This window comes from Achromobacter sp. 1011811831, from assembly GCF_059760905.1.
Map to the genome: position 1 here is coordinate 73,149 of NZ_JCBANG010000008.1, position 17,461 is coordinate 90,609.

The window sequence follows — 17,461 nt, forward strand, 5'->3', positions numbered from 1 at the left end:
ATGCGCATCCGGGACCCTCTGGCGTGGCCTGCCCATGCGCGCGTGGCCGGCGCCGCGCGGCGGCGTTCGCGCATCCGGGGGCATGCTGTGCCGCGTGCCGCCCGGGATGCGCTGAGCGCGATACTAGGGGCCGGCGCTTTCAGCCGGCTGTCGGGAAAGTGGGGAAATGCGCGGCTACGCGTATACACCTAGGGCGTCAAAGCAACAGCTTGCTGAACGCAGACTGAATCGCTCAGACCGTCCAGGGCGCAGACGCCTTCCAGCGCGCGGCGATGGCGTCGATCAGGTGGCGCACCTTGGGCGGCAGATGGCGCCGGTGCGGATAGATGGCGCAGACCGGCGCGCCCGGCGGCGCGATGTTTTCCAACACCGGCACCAGCCGGCCGGCGCGCAGGTCTTCGCCGACCAGGAACGCGCCCAGCTGCGCGATGCCCGCGCCGGCCAGCGCGGCGTCGCGCAAGGCCTCGGTATTGCCCAGCCGCAGGCGTCCCGCCACATGCAGCTGGCGCTCCTCGCCGCCGGCCGAGTAGCGCCACGGCACGACGGCGCCGGCATGGACGAAGGCCAGGGCCTGGTGGCGCGGCAGTTCATCCAGCGTCGCCGGCATGCCGTGACGCGCCAGGTAGGCCGGCGATGCGCAGGTGATCAGGCGGTGCGGCGCCAGCACGCGCCGCACCAGCCGGCTGTCGCCGTCGCCGCCGATGCGGATGGCCAGGTCGATACCGTCCCGCACCAGGTCGGTATAGTCGTCGGAGAAGCTCAGCTCGGCCTCGACTTCGGGCCAGCGGTCCAGGTATTCGCGCACCAGGGGCAGGACGTGCAGCCGGCCCAGCGACACCGGCACGTCGATGCGCAGGCGGCCGCGCGGCGCCTGTTTGCGGCGCGCCATCGCGCCGGCCGCGTTGTCCACTTCCGACAGGATGCGCGTGGCATGTTCATAGAACAGCCGGCCCTCGTCGCTCAGGCTGACGCTGCGGGTGCTCCGGTGCAACAGGCGCACGCCCAGTCCCGCCTCCAGCCGGGCGACGCACTTGCCCACGGCCGAGCGCGTCAGGCCCAGGCGTTCGGCGGCCAGCGTGAAATTGCAGGCGTCGGCCACGCGCACGAAGGCCCGCAGATCGCCGATGTGGTCGATGCCGGCCAGGGTCTTATTGTCCACGGATTGTCCCCAGTGTTTGGTAATCCAGATACTTTATCAGCGCAATGGAATCAGTAGACTGGGACAGCACATCAGGGGCCGACAGGTTCCGCTTTCCCGCGCTGGGCATGGCGCGGCATCCGGCAACGCGCCGCTGTTTTTTTCCATTGATCCGACATGAATTCCGCCACGACCACCGCGCCGGCGTCCGCCGCCGCCATTCCCGCTACTCCCGAACGCGCCAACTGGCCCGCCGTGGCGGCCGCCGGCCTGAGCACATTCTGCGTGGTCACGTCCGAGATGCTGCCGGTGGGCCTGCTGGCGCCCATCGCCGGCGAACTGGGCATGTCCACGGGCATGGGCGGCCTGCTGCTGTTCGTGCCTTCGCTGCTGGCCGCGCTGTGCGCGCCGCTGGCGGTGCTGTGGGCGGGCGCAGCGGACCGCCGCCGCGTGCTGTGCACCTTGCTGGCGGCGCTGGCGCTGGCCAATGCGGCCAGCGCGCTGGCGCCGAACCTGCCCGCCTTGCTGGCGGCGCGCGCGCTGGTGGGCTTCTGCATCGGCGGCATCTGGTCCATCGCCGGCGGGCTGGCGGGCCGCCTGGCGCCGCCGGCCGCCGTGGCATTGGCCACGTCCGTGATCTTCGGCGGCGTGGCGGTGGCCTCGGTGCTGGGCGTGCCGCTGGGCGCGGCCATCGGCGCGCTGGCCGGCTGGCGCGCGGCCTTCGGCGCGATGGGCGGCCTGTGCCTGCTGGCCCTGGCGCTGAACGCGCGGTTGCTGCCGGCATTGCCGACGGCCCGCTCGCTGCGCGCCCCGGCCTTGATGGCCGCGTTGCACAAATCGGGATTGCGCCGAGGCGTCGTCATCACGCTGTCGCTGGTGGCCGCGCACTTCATGGCCTATACCTTCGTGCGGCCGCTGCTGGAAACGCGCGCCGGTTTCGCCGAGGACTGGATCGGGCCGCTGCTGTTCGCCTATGGCGTCGCGGGCGTGGCGGGCAACTTCGTCGCGGGCCTGGGCGCGGCGCGGCGGGTGCGGCCGGTGCTGCTGGCCATCGTCGCCGCGCTGGCCCTGGTGCTGACGCTGCACGCTTGGCTGGGCGACAGGCCGCTGGCGGCGGGTGTCCTGTTGCTGGCCTGGGGCCTGGCCTACGGTGGCGTGTCGGTATCGCTGCAACTGTGGATGCTGCGCGCGGCGCCGGAGGCGGTGGAGCCGGCGACGGCCTGGTTCGTGTCGGCCTTCAACCTGGGCATCGCCGCCGGTTCGCTGCTGGGCGTGCCCACGGTGGACGCGCTGGGCTTGCAAGCCAATCTGCTGCTGGCGGCGAGTTGCCTGGTTCCTGCCATCGCGGCGCTGCTGTGGCCGCGCGGCGGCCGGCAGGCCCGGGGGCGCGGCGCTCAGGCGATCCGCCGTTTCCTATAATCCGGCCATGGCGCGCGGAAGGTCCGCGCGCAGGCACAGGAATCGCTACATGTCTGTCATCGCAAGCCAGGATGTTCACGTGGATACCGCAAAGGGCCGCCTCTACGCGCGGCGCTGGGATCCGGTCGGCGCGGCCGGCGCGCCCATCGTGCTGTTCCATGACTCGCTGGGTTGCGTGGCGCTGTGGCGCGATTTTCCCGAACAGCTGGCCAGTGAAACCGGCCGCGCGGTCATTGCCTACGACAGGCTGGGCTTCGGCTTGTCGGACCCCAATCCGGCCACGCTGGTCCGGGGCTTCATCGAAGAGGAAGCGGATGGCGATTTCGCTCGCCTGCGTGATGCGCTGGACATCGGCCCCTTCGTCGCGTTCGGCCACAGCGTGGGCGGCGGCATGGCCGTCAATGTCGCCGCGCGCCATGCCTCGGACTGCCGCGCGTTGATCACCGAATCGGCGCAGGCCTTCGCCGAGGACCGCACGGTCGCCGGCGTGGCCGATGCCAAGCGCGGTTTCGCCGAACCTGGCCAGCTCGACCGGCTGAAGAAATACCACGGCGAAAAAGCCGCCTGGGTGCTGAGCGCCTGGGTCGACAACTGGCTCTCGCCCGCATTCACCGAATGGACCCTGGACGAGGCGTTGCGCCAGGTGCGCTGCCCGGTGCTGGCGCTGCACGGGGAAGTGGACGAGTATGGCTCGCCCGCGCACCCCGAACGCATCGCCGCGCTGACGGGCGGCCGTCACCTGCTGTTGGAGAATTGCGGCCACGTGCCGCACCGCGAGCAGGGCCGCGTGGTGTTGGACGTGGTGGGGCAGTGGCTCAGGGCGAGGGACTGAGCTTGCCGGCCAGGAAGGGGGCTAGAGTTTGCGTTCCGTGAAGAGCATGACGACGCCCAGCGCCATGAGCAGTAGCGGCCAGTACTTCAGCGGAATGAAGAACAGGTCGTGCTTGGCCTGGACCACGATTTCCCGGCCCGTTGCCTTGTCGATGAACGTGCGGGGTTCGTTGCTGCGATCGACCAGTCGGCTGATGCCATAGAGAATCGCCGCGCCCAGCCACAGACCGATGCAATCTGCGAGCTTGGGATATGTCGCGAGAACGGACGCTTCCAGAAAGTGCCGTTCGATGTAGGTGGATAGCAGGATGCCCACGACGAGTGCGACTAACACCAAAAGACCATACCCGCGCCAGATAAGCATATACCGTCCCGTTGAGTTTGATTGACGTGCGCATGCCCTGCACCTGCAGGGCGCCGCAATCCTATCATCTGCATATCAGCTTTTCCAGAAATGTGTCCGAATACAAAAGTGATCATGCAGGCGGTCTATCGAGAGACGGATTGAGGTGTTCAGTGGCGGGTCCTCCTTCTTCTAGCGCGTGTCGCCTATGCCGAACTGCTGCCGCGTCCGCCTCGCGTGGACCCAATCGGGCACGCTGCGCAGCGCCAGGTCGCGCAGGCGGCTCGATGTGGGGCCGCCGACCTGGGCGAAGCGCCCCACCCTGGCTGAATCGCGTCCCAGCATGGCCGTGCGGCGCGCCCGCGCGGACTGATAGCGGGTCAGCAAGGGCTGATCCTCCAGCCCTTGCGCCAGCAGGATGCCCAGCACATGCGCGTCCTCGATGGCCTGGCAGGCGCCCTGTCCCAGGTTGGGCAGGTAGGGATGGATGGCGTCGCCCAGCAGCAGCGCGCGGTCCCGGCCCCAGGGGCCTCGGCGGGCCGGCCGGTGAAAGAACGACAGGTATTGCAGGCTGCGGGCGCGCGTCGACGTGGCCAGCTGGCGTGCATAGTCTGGCCAGTCCACCAGCCGGGGCAGCAGGCTGCCCGAGGTGCAATGGACGACGCCATCGACCGGCTGCGCGCGGTTCTCGATGAAATACCAGTAATACAGGCCGCCGCCCGAGTCGATCACGCCCAGGCGTTCGCCGGCGCCGTAGATCTCGACGGCGCTTTCCCGCGCCAGGCGGGGATGGTCGATGGCGCTCAGGCCCAGCCAGGCGCCATAGCCCGCGTAGCGTGGCGGGCCGTCGTCGAACAGCAGGCGTCTCACGGTGGAGCGCAGGCCGTCGGCGCCGATCAGCAGGTCGGCCCGCGCCTCGGCGCCGTCGCGAAAGCGCAAGGCCACGCCGCCGGCGTCCTGGCGCAGCGATTCCAGCCGACGGCTCAAGGTCACGTGTTCCGCGCCCAGCGCGTCGAGCAGCACCCGTTGCACGTCGGCGCGCGTGACGCAGATGCCGGGTTCGCCGGCCTCGTCGTAGAAGCGCTGCATGGGCACGCAGGCCAGCATCTCGCCGCGCAGCGAGCGCGCCTCGGTGGACAGAATCCGCGCGCCCGCGCGCAGCAGCGGTTCGGCCACGCCCAGCGCGCGCAGGCAGCGCATGGCGTTGGGCCAGAGGGTGAGGCTGGCGCCCAGCGGCTCCAGTCGGGAGGCCTGGTCGTAGACCGAGACGCTCAGGCCGGCCTGGCGGATGGCGAGCGCGGCGGCCAGGCCGCCGATGCCGGCGCCGACGATGGCGACGTGCTTGATGGGCATGTGAACTCCGATATGCGTGTCTTGCGGTTGCAAGGTTCTGGCGGGAACGCCGGCGTCGCAGTACAGTGCCGTGGCGTAGCCGCGCATGCCGAGGATTCTGTTCCTGGCCCGGGTCCGGGTATAGAACGGAAACGACGCGCGCGGCGGCGTCCGGCACGCGCCGTCCGGGCGCTTGCGTCCGGCAGATGCATCGCCCTTTTCCTCACTCGCTCCGACACGCGCTATGTCCCGCTCATCCTCATCCCGCCTGCTGTTGCCGCGCATCGCGCCAGCCTCCGGCGTGTTTGCCGCGGTGGAGCGCGACACGCGCGCGCTGGCGCTGTCCGACGCCGAGCGTTTCAACTACTACCCGGCAACGCCGCTGGCGGTGGTGTCCTGGATCTTCGAGGGCGCGCTGCACCGGGTCGAGGAGGCCGGGACGGCGACGGGCGAGCCGGCGCTGTCAGCGCCCTTGCCGCGCCTGACGCTGGCGGGACCGCAGCGCCGGCCCCGCGCGAGCTGGTCGCCCGGGCCGGTGCACGCCTTGTCGGCGGCGTTTCGTCCGGAAGACCTGGCGCGGCTGACCGGCGTGCGTGGCATGGCGTTGATGGACTGCATCGTGCCCGTGGCCGAGGTCGCGTCGAGCGCCTTCGTGGACGCCTGCCTGTCTGTCTTCGAGGCGTCCGACGCCAGGCCGTTCGCGCGCGTGGAAAACGCGCTGGCGCCGCTATGGCGCGATGCGCGTCCGGCCGCGCCCGCTCCCCTTCTGGGCGACTGGTTGCGCGGACTGGCTGGCAGGGCCGTGCTGTCAGGCGCTGGCCAGGGCCTGCGGCAGGCCCAGCGGCGCATCAAGGCCTGGACCGGCCAGAGCCATCGCGATCTGCAACTGTATTCGCGGGTCGAGGACGCGATGGCGCGCATGTCGGCGCATCGCCGGGACGGCGCGATCGACTGGGCCGGGCTGGCTGGCGGCGCGGGTTTCGCCGACCAGTCGCACCTGGGCCGCGAAGTGCGCCGCGTGACGGGCCTGTCGCCCGCGCGCCTGGAGGCGCGCATCGCGCAGGACGAGGCCTTCTGGTTCTATCGCCTGCTGGGCGAGCACGTCATGCGGCCCTGACGGCCTGGGGCCCCAGGCCCGTTCCGGCCGGCGGGAAGAAGCCGGTTTCCGTCGTTGTCCGCAACTGTTCCGCCAAGGCCGTCACGGTCGCCGTCGCGCCGGCGATCTGCTCGCCGATGGCGTTGGATTCCCAGGACACGCCGCGCAAGGGATGGCCCACGGCATACAGCCCTGGCCGCTGGCCGTGGCGTTGCGCGACTTCGCCGGTGGCCGGATCAGCCGCGATGCCGAAGCCGGTCGCGTGCGGCACCGCCAGGCCCTTGCCCAGCAGATTGCGCAGCAGTGCATCGTCGATGCGGGTCCAGTCGAATTCGAAGCCGCGCGTGTTGAACACGCGGTCCACCAGCAGGGGCTGCGGACGCGATTCGCCGCGCGCGCGCCAGCTGACCGCGACGCGGCCATCGGCGGCGCGGGACAGGCGCAGCACGCGGCCTGCGTGATGGCGGAAGCGGCCGGCGCGGCGCGCGTCCTGCAGCCAGGCGTTGGACTCGGGGGCGGCGCGGTGCAGTCCCAGTTCCCAGTACGGACGCAGATGGCGGATGAAGCGCAGCCGCTCGTCGGCGCTGGCCGCCGTCCACAAGGCGGGCAGGTGTGGCCGCACCGCGCCGGCCAGCCGCTGCCAGTCCTCGCCGGCGCTGGCGATGTCGCGGCGCGCGGCCTGCACGATGCGCAGCAGGTCGCGCAGGGTTGCGGGCAGGGCCTGCGGATCCAGGAAGGGCGGCCAGGGCTGCACGTCGCGCCGGGGTGCCACCAGCAGCCCGCGCCGCGAGACACTGTGGAACTCGCCGCGAAAGCCGTGGCTGTCGGCGTGGATCATGGCGTCCAGCGCCGACAGGTTGCTGCCGATGACGAGCACGTCGCGGTCGCGCGCCAGCGCCTTGGGCGGCGGCTCGGACCACAGGTCGTCGATCACCGCGCCGCGCCGGACCAGTTCGGGATCCAGCTCCAGGCCCGCTTCATGGAGCGTGCGCGGAAACAGGCCCGTGGCCAGCACTACGTAGTCGGCGCGCAGCTGGCGTCCGTCCTCCAGCCGCACGGCCCAGCGCGCCGCGCCGTCGCCGTCCAGGTCCCGCGCGCGTCCGGCCAGGTGCTTGAACGCGATTGGATGCGGCGCCTGCGCCAGCGCGTTCTCCAGTTCCGCCTGCACGTAGTCGCCATAGAGATGGCGCGGCGCGAAGCTGTCGGCGTAGGCCACGCCGGCGGGCGGACGCCAGCCGTCGCGCTCGGCCTGGTTGCGCAGCCAGTAGGCCAGATGCTCGGGCTGGTCCGGATAGAGCGTGAAGTTCTTCGCCGGCCCGTTCATCAGGTGCGCCGGGTTGCGCGTGCTGTAGGCAATGCCGCGCCCCAGTTCGGGGCGGCTTTCCACGATGGTGATGGCCAGCGGCCGGGGCGCGGCGCGGGCCAGCTTGAGCGCGGTGACGGCGCCGGCGAAGCCGCCGCCGATGATGGCGATATGGGGAGTGGAATCGCTGGGCATGTGACAGATGCGTTCTGGTTGAGTGATGGGGGCCGGCATGTGGTCCGCGTCAGGCGGCGATGGCAGGACGTTGCGCGCGGGCGCTGGCCTGCACATGCGCCGGCCGGGCCAGGCCCAGGTGCTCGCGCAATGTGCTGCCCGCGTATTCGCGCCGGAACAGGCCGCGCCGGCGCAGTTCCGGCAGCACCAGCTCGATGAAATCGTCCAGGCCGCCGGGCAGCCAGGGCGACATGATGTTGAAGCCGTCCGCGCCTTCTTCCTCGAACCATTGCTGCAACTGGTCGGCGATGCGCGCGGGCGTGCCCACCACTTGCTGGTGGCCGCGCGCGCCGGCGATCTTCAGGTACAGCTGGCGGATGGTCAGGCCGTCGCGGCGGGCCAGGTCGGCCAGCAGCAGCTGGCGGCTGCGGCCGCCGTTGGTCTCGGGCAGCTCGGGCAGCGGCCCGTCCACCGGATGGCCCGACAGGTCCACGCCGATCATGTTCGACAGCAGTTGCACGCCGACCACCGGGTGGATCAGGTCCTGCAGGCGGGCGAACTTCTCGTCGGCCTGCGCCTGGCTGTGGCCGACCACGGGGAAGATGCCGGGCATGACCTTGATGGACTCGGGGTCGCGGCCGTAGCCGGCGGCGCGGCGCTTGATGTCGCGATAGAAGGACTGGGCCTCGTCGAAGGTCTGATGGGCCACGAAGATGACCTCGGCGCTGCGCGCGGCCAGGTCGCGGCCGGCGGGCGAGGCGCCGGCCTGCACCACCACCGGCCGGCCTTGCGGCGAACGCGCCACGTTGAGCGGGCCGCGCACCTTGAAATGCTCGCCGCGATGATGCAGCGGATGCAGCTTGGCGGGGTCGAAGTACTGGCCGCTGTCGGCGTCGCGCAGGAAGGCGTCGTCCTCCCAGCTGTCCCACAGCCCCAGCACCACGTCGTGGAATTCAGCCGCGCGCGCATAGCGCTGCGCGTGTTCCACGTGTTCGTCCAGGTTGAAGTTCTGCGCCTCGCCCTGGCCGCTGGAGGTGACCAGGTTCCAGCCCGAGCGGCCGCCGCTGATCTGGTCCAGCGAGGCGAACTTGCGCGCCACGTGGTAGGGCTCGTTGTAGGTGGTGGAGACGGTGGCGATCAGGCCGATCTTCTCGGTGACGGCGGCCAGCGCCGACAGCAGCGTGAGCGGTTCGAAGTGGTCGCTGCGCGCGGTGCGCGACAGGGAGGGCAGGTCGGTGTTGCGCACGCCGACCGCGTCGGCCAGGAAGATGGCGTCGAACTTGGCGGCCTCGGCGCGCCGGGCCAGGTCCACGTAGTGGCGGAAGTTCACGGCCGCGTCGGCCTGCGCTTCGGGATGGCGCCAGGCGGCGATGTGGTGGCCGGTCTGCATCAGGAAGGCGCCGAGCTTGATCTGGCGCGGGGGGCGGGTCATGGCGTGGAGTTCCTAGTCGGATGAAAGGGAGAATCGTGGGGCGGCCTACCAGGCCATGCGCAGCGAGGCCAGCGACGGCGGCGCCAGCACGCTGGCGGCGCTGCCCAGCGGCGCGCTGTCGTCGGCGGGGGCGCCGTCCGGCTCCAGGAAATCGGACAGCACGTCGTCGCGCAGGCGGATGAAGCGCGGGTCGCTGCGGTTGCGCGCATGCGGCAGCGGCACGTCGACGATGCGGCGGATGCGGCCCGGACGCGGCTGCATGATGACCACGCGGTCGCCCAGGTAGACCGCTTCCTCGACATCGTGCGTCACCAGGATCATGGTGATGCGTTCCTTCTGCCAGATGCGCTGCAGCTCAGTCTGCAGCCGGGCGCGCGTCAGCGCGTCCAGCGCGCCGAAGGGTTCGTCCAGCAACAGCACGCGCGGGCGGTTGACCAGGCCGCGCGCGATCGCCACGCGCTGCGCCATGCCACCGGAGATCTGGTGCGGGTAGGACTGCTCGAAGCCTTCCAGCCCGACCAGGGCGATGTGCTCGGCCACCAGCTCGCGCTTTTCCGAGGCGCTGCGCGGCGCGTTGCGCAGGCCGACGGCGATGTTCTGCGCCACGTTCAGCCAGGGGAACAGGCGGTGGTCCTGGAACACGATGCCACGATCCGGGCTGGTGCCCAGCACCGGCGCGCCGCCCAGCGTGATGCTGCCGTCATGGGCGTCGTCCAGGCCCAGGATCAGCCGCAGCAGCGTGGACTTGCCGCAGCCGCTGGCGCCGACCACGGCCACGAACTGGCCGGCCGGTATGCGCAGGTCGATGCCGGACAGCACCTGCAGCGCGCCGCCCTCGGCCTGCGCGCTGGCGTAGCGCTTGCCGACGGCCTTGAGTTCCAGATCCAGGGTGTGGGGTTCTGCCATGCGTGTCGCTCCCGCGTTCATAGTGTCCGGCCGCGCAGCCGCGCGAGCCGGCGCTCGGCCAGGCGGGCCGAGGCGTTGGTGAGCCAGCCGATCGTGCCCACCACGAACATGCCGAAGATCACCAGGTCCATCTGGAAATGCTCGCTGCCCTCGATCAGCAGGTTGCCGATGCCCATGCCCGCCACCAGCAGGTATTCGGCGCCGATGGTGGCGAGCCAGGAATAGATCAGGGCCAGGTAGATGCCGGTGAAGATGGCCGGCGCGGCGGCCGGCAGCGCCACCTGGCGGAAGGTCTGCCAGCGCGTGTAGCCATAGACCCGCGCCACTTCGAGCAGCGCGGGCGGGGTCTGGCTGATGCCGTCGCAGGTGTTGACCACCACCGGCACCAGCGCGGCCAGCGACAGGAATGCCACCTTGGCGGTGTCGCCCAGGCCGAACCAGACCGAGATCAGCGGGATCCAGGCGAACAGCGAGATCTGCTTGAAGGTGTTGAAGCTGGGACCGGCCAGGCGGTTGAAGATGCGCGACACGCCCAGCGCCGCGCCCAGCAGCAGGCCGGCGAGGGTGCCGATGGCGAATCCAGTGAATTCCCGCGCCAGGCTGGCGCCCAGCGCGCGCCACAGCTTGCCGCCGGAGATCTGCTCGGCGGCGGTGGCCAGCACTTTCTCGGGCGGGACCAGCAGCGCCGAATTGACCAGGCCGGCGTGGGACAGCAGCCACCACAGCAGCACGGCGGCCACGGGCAGGACCAGCCCGCGCCAGCGGCCGGCGGCGGAGACGGGCAGCGGCTGCGCGGCGGCCGCCTCGGCGGCGTCGCGCGACAGGGCGGGGGCGGCGCTCATCGCGGCGCTCCCGCCGCCTGGATGGCCGAGCCGCGAATCAGCTTCGTCTCGGTCCAGTCCAGCGCGCGGTCGATGGTGTAGCCGATCGCGCCCACCACGATCACGGCGGCCATGACCAGGTCCAGCTGGAACAGCTGGCGGCCGTACACGATCAGGTAGCCCAGGCCCTCGCTGGAGGCCACCAGCTCCACCACCACCAGCGACAGCCAGGCCTTGGTGAAGCCCAGCCGCAGGCCGGTGAACAGCGTCGGCGTGGCCAGCGGCAGCACGATCTCCAGCACTTCCTGGCGCCGCGTGTAGCCATAGACGCGTCCCACCTCGCGCAGCGCCGGGCTGGCCTGGCGGAAGCCCTGCAGCGTGTTGAGGGTCACGGGCACCAGCGCCGCCTTGGCGATCAGGATGATCTTGAGCGCTTCGCCGATGCCCACCAGCAGCAGCACGAAGGGCAGCCAGGCCAGCACCGGGATCTGCACCAGCGCATTGAACGTGGGCAGCAGATAGGCTTCGAGCCGGCGCGACAGGCCCATGGCCACGCCCAGCAGCAGGCCCAGCAGGCTGCCGGCGGCGAAGCCGGCCAGCACGCGCCGCAGGCTGGCGGCGGTGTTCAGCCACAGGTCGCCGTTGACGGCCAGGTCGCGCAGCGTTTCCCAGACATAGGCCGGCGGCGGCAGCACCTGTGGCGAGATCCAACCCTGGCTGGCGCCCGCGTGCCATAGCGTCAGCAGCAACACGGGCAGCAGCCAGGGCGCGGCGGTCCAGGCGGCCTGGCGCGCCCAGGGCGGCAGCGGCGCGGCGCGCCAGGCGCCGGAAGAGGACAGGGCGGCCATGTGCGTCTCCGTTCAGCGCGCCGAGGCCTGGCGCTCGCCCGCGACGGCCTTGCCGGCGGCGTCGTAGCGGGTCCAGTAGCGTTCCAGGCCCTGCGTCTTGAGCGCCTGCCTCAGGTAGCGGTCGTCGAACCAGCCGTCCACCGATACCTCGCGACGGATCAGCTTGAGCTTGAGCGCGTCGGCCACCACCGCCTTGTAGCGGGCGATGATGAAGTCGTCGATCAGCGGCGAGTTGCGCGCGGCCAGGTCCTGCTTGTCGAACTCGGCGGCCCAGGACGCGTAGGGCACGCCGCTCTTTTCCCAGAGCTTGAACAGCGCGTCACGGTTGGCCTCGTCCGAGGCCCAGCGCGAGGCGCGCACGAAGACATCGACCACCTTCTGCACCTGCGCCGGGTTGTCGCGCTCGAACTCCTCGCGCACCAGCAGCGAGGCCTGGCGCGTGTACGCGGGATCCTGGCCCTGGGTGCTGTAGATGACCTTGGCCAGGCCCTGGTCGCGCACCTTGAACCATTCATAGCCGCCGAAGGCCGCGTCCACGCCGTTGGACACCAGCGCGGCCTGGGCACTGCCCGCGTCCAGGTTGACGCCCTTGATGTCACGCTCGGCCAGGCCGTGGGCGGCCAGCACGTTGATGGCGACCAGATGGCCGTTGGTGCCCCGGAAGATGGACACCTTGTGGTCGCGGATGTCCTTGATGGACGACAGCGGCGAGGCGGCCGGCGCCACCAGGTAGAGGTTGTTGCGCACGCCGCTGGCCACCAGCAGCTTGGTCTTCAGGCCGTTGGCGCGGCCCACCACCTGCGGCAGGTCGCCCTGGTAGGCGAAGTCGATCTGCTTGTTGGACAGCGCCTCGTTGACCGCCGGCCCCGCGCCCTTGAAGAACAGCCATTCGACCTTGACGCCGTCGGCCGCGAAGGCCTGCTCCAGCCAGTTGTTGGCGCGTACCACGCCGCCGGGCGAGCCGCCCCAGGTGATGGGGTCGCCGCCGCCGGCGGTGGCCACGCCGATGCGGATGGTGTCGGCTGCCCGCGCCGGGCCGGCCGGCGCGGCGGCGGCCGCCAGGAAGGCCAGCGCGGCCAGGGATCTGCGAAGGAACTGCAAGGGCTTCATGGCGGGACTCATACAGGGCGTGGCGTCAGGCGGCGCGGGTCTTGGTGTCGGTGGCGGCGGGGCGGGCGGCGAGCTTGCGCTCGATCTCCGTGCCCCGGAAAAAATCGGGATTGGCCTCGGTGTAGAGGCGGTAGGGATTGCCGAACACCAGGGCCTTGAAGTCCTGTTCGCTGATGACGCCCTGTTCGACCAGGTCCCAGCTTTCGGCCAGCGGCTCGGTCAGGTCGGGCACGTCCCAGTGGCCGATGTCGGAGGACCAGATCGCGTTGATCTTCGCGCCCAGCGGATGGACGCGGTCGTTGAAGGCGGTCGCCACGGTGCGGTCGTCGGCCTCGGAGCCGAAGTAGAAGCTGTCCACCCAGCGCTTGCGGATGTCCTCGGCCGACTCGATGCCGGCGGCGGCGAAATCGTCCAGCTCGTCCTCGTGCGGCTCGCGGCTGTGCGGCAGGGCGGAGATGCCCAGGCTGTCGCGCAGCAGTTGCGCCGGGTCCGGTTCGCGGCCACGGATGAAATCCGCGCCGTAGCGCGAGAACAGATCCTGCAGCAGCGCGAGGTCGGCGTGGGCCGGGTTGTAGTTCTGCACCGCCTTGCGGTTGCGCTTTTCCCAGCGATCGACCAGGTGCGTGTAGACGTGCGAGCCCCAGTCGGCGCCGCCTTCCAGCAAGGCCACGCGCAGGTTGGGGAAGCGGCGCGTCACGCCGCCGAAGAACAGCGCCTTGGCGAAGGCCTGCGAGCCGTCGGCGAAGTGGCCGATGTGATTGAACATGTAGTTGCTGGTGGACTGCCGGCCGGTCCAGCCCTGGCTGCCGTAATGCGTGGTGACGGGCACGCCCAGCTCGACCACCTTGGCCCAGAACGGGTCGTAGTCGTATTCGCTGTCGATGCCGTAGAAGTCGACATAGCTGGCGTGGCGGGCGATCTCCGGGTACTGATCGGCCGGATATTTGCGGGCGATGGCCTTGATGGGCCGCTTCACGCCGCCGGCGATGTTGATCACCTTCAAGCCCAGCGTCTTGACCGCGAACTCCAGTTCCTCGATGCCTTCCTGCGGCGTGTTCAGCGGGATGCCTGCGACGGGGGTGAGGCGGTCGGCGTACTTGCGGTACTGGTCGGCATGGAAGTGATTGATGGCGCGGTGCAGCGGCTGGCGCGCCTCGTCGCCCGCGCCCAGCGGCGCCAGCACGTCGTTCGGGAACAGGATGGAATAGTCCGCGCCCTGTTCGGCCAGGCGCTCGTACAGCAGCTCGGGCAGGGTGTAGGTGGCCAGATCCAGCGTGTTGCGCGTGACCCGCGCCCACCACGGCGAGCGCAGCGTGCGGTTGTCATGGCGCTCGGCCGGCGTCTGCTGGTACCAGTCCTTGCCGTCGCGCCGCGTGGGGTAGCGCGAGCCCAGCGCCTTGCGCAGTGCGTCCACCAGCTTGGAGCCGCCGTAGTGCTGGATATAGTCTTCCAGCACCGGCGCGTAGTCGTTGACGTGCACGTCGGTGTCGATGACGGGATGGTCCAGCCGCGCTTTCACGGCGGCGGATCGGGACGCTTTGGCGGGGTGCAGGCGGTCGTTCATGAGAGGCTCCGTGGTTCGGGCGGGCGGCGGTGGCGGGTTTGGCCCGCCGGCGGGGGCGGTTCATCATCGTGGGTTCGCCACCTTGGGCTGACCACATTAAGTGAGACCCCGGAAGGCGCAAACGACGGATTGGTTGTTTCTTACTGCGTCATGACCAAATGGCGCATGAGGTCATGCCGCATGACTAAATGAGGCATGACCACATAACCGGCCTGCCCGGTCGCGCGCGGATGTGCGAAGATCGCGTCCTGGCTGCCGTGGCCTGTTCCGGATGTCCCCTACCCGATGAATTCCCGCAATCGCTTTCCGGCCGGCGGCGCGCCCGCGCCGGTCCCGCGCCGGCGCCGCCTGGCCTGGCGGCTGCTGGCCGGCGTCGCGGCCCTGGCCGCCGTCGCCTATGCCGGCACGACGGTCATGGACATCCCGCCGCCCTACAGGCTGTACCAGCTGGAAGTGGCGGAACCGTCGCGCCGGGGCGAGCTGTTCCCGGCGCGCGAGGTGGCCGCGCCGGCCGTGCCCTGGGCCTTGCCCGCGCAGCCCGAGCCGCCGCCCGCGACCGTGCCCTGGAAGGGCGGACAGATCGCCTTCGACCGCTTCCTGGAACTGACGCACACGAATGCCTTCGTGATCCTGCGCGATGGCAAGCTGGCCTATGAGTGGTACCGGCCCGGCGTCGATGCGCGCACGCTGATGTCCTCATGGTCCATGTCCAAGTCGCTGGTCTCGCTGCTGGTCGGACAGGCCATCGCCCGAGGCAAGCTGCGCGAAAGCGACCGGCTGGTGGATTTGTTGCCGGAGCTGAAGACGGGCGGCGACTACGACAAGGTCACGGTGCGCGACCTGCTCGACATGCGTTCCGGCGTGTTCGTGGCCGAGAACTATCGGCCATACTGGCCCTTCACCGGCGCGGCGCGCATGTACCTGACGCGCGACCTGCCGGGCTTTGTCGCGCGGAACCGCGAGATGGAATTCACGCCGGGCAGCGCAACGGCCTATCGCAGCGTCGACACGCAGTTGCTCGGGATGGCGCTGGCGCGGGCCGCCGGCGGCAACCTGGCGGACCTGCTGGCGCGCGACATCTGGCAGCCCATCGGCGCCGAGTGGCCGGCCACCTGGAACCTGGACCAGGCCGGCGGCACGGAAAAGGCGTTCTGCTGCGTCAACGCCACCGCGCGCGATTTCGCGCGCGTCGGCCAGATGCTGGCGGACCAGGGATACGTGGCGGGGCGACAAGTAGTGCCGGGCGCCTGGGTGGCGCGCATCGCGGCGCCGGTGACGACGCCGCTGGATGGCTGGGGCTATTCCGCGCAGTGGTGGCATCGCGGCCCCGACGACGGCGAGGACTATTCCGCCATGGGCATCTACGGCCAGTACACCTACGTGCATCCCGGCCGGCGCGTGGTCATCGTCAAGCTCAGCGATCATGGCGCCGAGCAGGACGAGCGCAGCACCTACGACGTGTTCAGGGCGATCGCCCGGCGCTAGGCGCGCCGGGCATCGCCGCTCGGCGACGCTCAGCCGGGCTCGCCGTCGTACAGATGGGCGATCACCAGCTGCTTGCGGAACTCGAAGCCGCGCTGCGGCCAGGTGCCGACGTATTCGGCCAGGGCCTGCTGCCCGGCCGGATAATCCTCGCCGTTGACGCGGCAGTCCGCGCTGATCTCGCCGTTGGCGTCGCGCGCGGCATACAGACGGATCGCGGCATAGCCGCCGTCGCGCAGGATGCCGTGGAAGGCATCGAGCGAATTCGTGAACAGGCAGCAGGGACAGAACGGATGCTCTTCGTCGTGCGACGGCGCGGGCGATTCGGCATAGTGCGCGACCGGGCCGAGCACCACGCGGCGGCGCAGGCTGGCGCCGCCGTCGTCGGCCGGGAATTCCATGATCATGCAGGGACAGTCGGGCTCGTCGCTGGCGCTGTCGCGCAGCGCCACCGCGTCCGTCGCGGCCCATTGCGAGAAGCCCCGGCGGAACGCGCTGACCGCGTCTTCGCTGCTGATCGAATGCTGATACTCGAACACGCCTTCCGGCGCCAGCTCGGGGTGCCAGGCCTGGATGGTGGTGGACGTCCGCATGTTGCCGTCCTCGGACAGCTGCGCGCTCACCAGTTGCGGCAGCAGCCAGAAGCCGTCGCCGGTGCGCAGCCAGGCCTCGTCGCGCGTGGCGGGGATGTCGCGTTCCTGCAGGGCGGCGAGCAGCAGCTCGGTCAGGTCGATCTGCTCGTCCCAGCTTTCCTCGCCTTTTTCGAAGTTGATCGCGAAGGTGGAGATGTCGCCCGGATTGCCGGGGCTGACGCGGGGAGTGGGGGCGGCGGAAGATGCCATGTCGTGGAGGGTTCTGGATCAGGTGTAGGAGACGGGATCCGCGTGCGCGCGTTGCGGCGCGGGCGGGGCTGCGTCATTTATAGCGGTCTTGCCGTGACAGGTCCAGCCACGGTTACGCACGGTAAAGCCTCGACGCCCGGCACCCGCGAATTCGCGGTGTTTTCAGCGTTCAGCCGGGGCCTGACCTTGAGGCATAATGCCAGCCCATTGGCGCGGGCACCGGGCTCGCTCGGAGCAAGCCATGAGCAGGATAGAACTGCGTCGCGTCCGTAGCGGCGATGCCGCCGATCTGATCGCCGCGAATCAGGCCAACCAGCACTACCATCGGCCCTGGGTCGCGTCATTGACGGATCAGGCGGGCTTCGACGCCTGGTTCGCGCGCACGCTCACCGGACCGAACGTGGGCCTGCTCGCGCGCGAAGGCGCGTCGGGCCGCCTGGTCGGCGTGGTCAACATCAACGAGATCGTCGCCGGCGTTTTTCTCAGCGCCTATCTGGGCTATTACGGCATGTCCGAATTCCGTGGCAGCGGCATGATGGGCGAGGCTCTGCGCGCCACGGCCGAGCTGGCGTTCGGCGAACTCGGGCTGCATCGCCTGGAGGCGAACGTGCAGCCCGCCAATACGGCATCCATCGCGCTGCTGCGGCGCGCCGGATTCCGCAAGGAAGGGTTTTCGCCGCGCTATCTGCGGATTGACGGGCAGTGGCGCGACCACGAGCGTTGGGCCCTGCTGGCCGGCGAAGATGCGCAAGCTGGCGCGGAAGGGCAGGCCGGCGCAGAAGGGCAGGCCGGCGGGGACGGACAGGCGTAGCGCGCTTGC

The 17,461-nt window shown here is 70.4% G+C and carries 16 protein-coding genes; 5 read left to right on the forward strand and 11 right to left on the reverse strand.

The features are described 5' to 3' along the window. Positions 1-232 precede the first annotated feature (232 nt). Positions 233-1,159 carry a LysR family transcriptional regulator gene (locus AC6LJ9_RS05300; RefSeq protein WP_498146714.1) on the reverse strand — a complete coding sequence of 309 codons (927 nt, stop codon included), beginning with the start codon at positions 1,157-1,159 and terminating at the stop codon, positions 233-235. A gap of 156 nt (positions 1,160-1,315) precedes the next feature. Between AC6LJ9_RS05300 and AC6LJ9_RS05305 the strand changes: the two genes are divergently transcribed. After that, a complete protein-coding gene (locus tag AC6LJ9_RS05305) occupies positions 1,316-2,557 on the forward strand; it encodes an MFS transporter (RefSeq protein ID WP_498146715.1) in 1,242 nt (413 codons plus the stop codon). Between the two features lie 49 nt (positions 2,558-2,606). Then, positions 2,607-3,389: an alpha/beta fold hydrolase gene (locus AC6LJ9_RS05310; protein ID WP_498146716.1), complete on the forward strand. Its 783-nt coding sequence runs from the start codon at positions 2,607-2,609 to the stop codon at positions 3,387-3,389. A 21-nt stretch (positions 3,390-3,410) separates the two neighbouring features. On the opposite strand, the gene AC6LJ9_RS05315 is transcribed toward AC6LJ9_RS05310, so the two are convergent. Both AC6LJ9_RS05315 and AC6LJ9_RS05320 read right to left on the reverse strand, forming a co-directional pair. Continuing rightward, entirely contained in the window at positions 3,411-3,704 is a 294-nt protein-coding gene (locus AC6LJ9_RS05315; protein WP_498146717.1) for a hypothetical protein, read from the reverse strand. A 219-nt stretch (positions 3,705-3,923) separates the two neighbouring features. Further along, positions 3,924-5,084, reverse strand: coding sequence for an FAD-dependent oxidoreductase (locus AC6LJ9_RS05320; RefSeq protein ID WP_498146718.1), 1,161 nt, complete (start codon positions 5,082-5,084; stop codon positions 3,924-3,926). A 223-nt stretch (positions 5,085-5,307) separates the two neighbouring features. Between AC6LJ9_RS05320 and AC6LJ9_RS05325 the strand changes: the two genes are divergently transcribed. Continuing rightward, positions 5,308-6,180 (forward strand): helix-turn-helix domain-containing protein, encoded by an 873-nt coding sequence (locus AC6LJ9_RS05325; protein WP_498146719.1) that lies wholly within the window; start codon positions 5,308-5,310, stop codon positions 6,178-6,180. Here the strand turns inward: AC6LJ9_RS05325 and AC6LJ9_RS05330 are convergent. Genes AC6LJ9_RS05330 through AC6LJ9_RS05360 form a run of 7 tightly spaced genes read right to left on the reverse strand, consistent with a single transcriptional unit; the run spans position 6,167 to position 14,317 of the window. Continuing rightward, positions 6,167-7,657, reverse strand: coding sequence for an FAD/NAD(P)-binding protein (locus tag AC6LJ9_RS05330; RefSeq protein WP_498146720.1), 1,491 nt, complete (start codon positions 7,655-7,657; stop codon positions 6,167-6,169). The two genes, AC6LJ9_RS05325 and AC6LJ9_RS05330, sit on opposite strands and share 14 nt — an antisense overlap. A gap of 49 nt (positions 7,658-7,706) precedes the next feature. Beyond that, positions 7,707-9,068, reverse strand: coding sequence for an LLM class flavin-dependent oxidoreductase (locus AC6LJ9_RS05335; RefSeq protein ID WP_498146721.1), 1,362 nt, complete (start codon positions 9,066-9,068; stop codon positions 7,707-7,709). Positions 9,069-9,113: 45 nt separating this feature from the next. After that, complete coding sequence (locus AC6LJ9_RS05340; protein WP_498146722.1) at positions 9,114-9,974, reverse strand: ABC transporter ATP-binding protein; 861 nt, start codon at positions 9,972-9,974, stop codon at positions 9,114-9,116. A gap of 17 nt (positions 9,975-9,991) precedes the next feature. Next, on the reverse strand, positions 9,992-10,816 hold the full coding sequence (locus tag AC6LJ9_RS05345) for an ABC transporter permease (protein ID WP_498146723.1): 825 nt from the start codon (positions 10,814-10,816) through the stop codon (positions 9,992-9,994). Further along, the gene (locus tag AC6LJ9_RS05350) at positions 10,813-11,643 is read right to left on the reverse strand and encodes an ABC transporter permease (protein WP_498146724.1); all 831 of its coding nucleotides are present in this window, start codon (positions 11,641-11,643) and stop codon (positions 10,813-10,815) included. Before AC6LJ9_RS05350 ends, AC6LJ9_RS05345 begins: the two co-directional genes overlap by 4 nt. Before the next feature lie 12 nt (positions 11,644-11,655). Further along, positions 11,656-12,753, reverse strand: a complete 1,098-nt coding sequence (locus tag AC6LJ9_RS05355; RefSeq protein ID WP_498146725.1) for an ABC transporter substrate-binding protein — start codon at positions 12,751-12,753, stop codon at positions 11,656-11,658. A gap of 25 nt (positions 12,754-12,778) precedes the next feature. Beyond that, positions 12,779-14,317: an amidohydrolase family protein gene (locus tag AC6LJ9_RS05360; RefSeq protein WP_498146726.1), complete on the reverse strand. Its 1,539-nt coding sequence runs from the start codon at positions 14,315-14,317 to the stop codon at positions 12,779-12,781. A 285-nt stretch (positions 14,318-14,602) separates the two neighbouring features. Between AC6LJ9_RS05360 and AC6LJ9_RS05365 the strand changes: the two genes are divergently transcribed. After that, positions 14,603-15,802 (forward strand): serine hydrolase domain-containing protein, encoded by a 1,200-nt coding sequence (locus tag AC6LJ9_RS05365; protein ID WP_498146727.1) that lies wholly within the window; start codon positions 14,603-14,605, stop codon positions 15,800-15,802. Between the two features lie 29 nt (positions 15,803-15,831). On the opposite strand, the gene AC6LJ9_RS05370 is transcribed toward AC6LJ9_RS05365, so the two are convergent. Further along, complete coding sequence (locus tag AC6LJ9_RS05370) at positions 15,832-16,641, reverse strand: DUF6348 family protein (protein ID WP_498146728.1); 810 nt, start codon at positions 16,639-16,641, stop codon at positions 15,832-15,834. A 241-nt stretch (positions 16,642-16,882) separates the two neighbouring features. Here AC6LJ9_RS05370 and AC6LJ9_RS05375 point away from each other — a divergent pair, with 241 nt between their 5' ends. Continuing rightward, positions 16,883-17,452: a GNAT family N-acetyltransferase gene (locus AC6LJ9_RS05375; protein ID WP_498146729.1), complete on the forward strand. Its 570-nt coding sequence runs from the start codon at positions 16,883-16,885 to the stop codon at positions 17,450-17,452. The last annotated feature ends 9 nt before the right edge of the window (positions 17,453-17,461 follow it).

Coding starts and splice junctions, on each gene's coding strand:
- AC6LJ9_RS05340 (WP_498146722.1), bottom strand. CDS start 9,974: ATGGCAGAACCCCACACCCTGGATCTGGAACTCAAGGCCGTCGGCAAG.
- AC6LJ9_RS05365 (WP_498146727.1), top strand. CDS start 14,603: ATGAATTCCCGCAATCGCTTTCCGGCCGGCGGCGCGCCCGCGCCGGTC.
- AC6LJ9_RS05355 (WP_498146725.1), bottom strand. CDS start 12,753: ATGAAGCCCTTGCAGTTCCTTCGCAGATCCCTGGCCGCGCTGGCCTTC.
- AC6LJ9_RS05310 (WP_498146716.1), top strand. CDS start 2,607: ATGTCTGTCATCGCAAGCCAGGATGTTCACGTGGATACCGCAAAGGGC.
- AC6LJ9_RS05360 (WP_498146726.1), bottom strand. CDS start 14,317: ATGAACGACCGCCTGCACCCCGCCAAAGCGTCCCGATCCGCCGCCGTG.
- AC6LJ9_RS05375 (WP_498146729.1), top strand. CDS start 16,883: ATGAGCAGGATAGAACTGCGTCGCGTCCGTAGCGGCGATGCCGCCGAT.
- AC6LJ9_RS05350 (WP_498146724.1), bottom strand. CDS start 11,643: ATGGCCGCCCTGTCCTCTTCCGGCGCCTGGCGCGCCGCGCCGCTGCCG.
- AC6LJ9_RS05320 (WP_498146718.1), bottom strand. CDS start 5,084: ATGCCCATCAAGCACGTCGCCATCGTCGGCGCCGGCATCGGCGGCCTG.
- AC6LJ9_RS05345 (WP_498146723.1), bottom strand. CDS start 10,816: ATGAGCGCCGCCCCCGCCCTGTCGCGCGACGCCGCCGAGGCGGCCGCC.
- AC6LJ9_RS05325 (WP_498146719.1), top strand. CDS start 5,308: ATGTCCCGCTCATCCTCATCCCGCCTGCTGTTGCCGCGCATCGCGCCA.
- AC6LJ9_RS05305 (WP_498146715.1), top strand. CDS start 1,316: ATGAATTCCGCCACGACCACCGCGCCGGCGTCCGCCGCCGCCATTCCC.
- AC6LJ9_RS05330 (WP_498146720.1), bottom strand. CDS start 7,657: ATGCCCAGCGATTCCACTCCCCATATCGCCATCATCGGCGGCGGCTTC.
- AC6LJ9_RS05370 (WP_498146728.1), bottom strand. CDS start 16,641: ATGGCATCTTCCGCCGCCCCCACTCCCCGCGTCAGCCCCGGCAATCCG.
- AC6LJ9_RS05335 (WP_498146721.1), bottom strand. CDS start 9,068: ATGACCCGCCCCCCGCGCCAGATCAAGCTCGGCGCCTTCCTGATGCAG.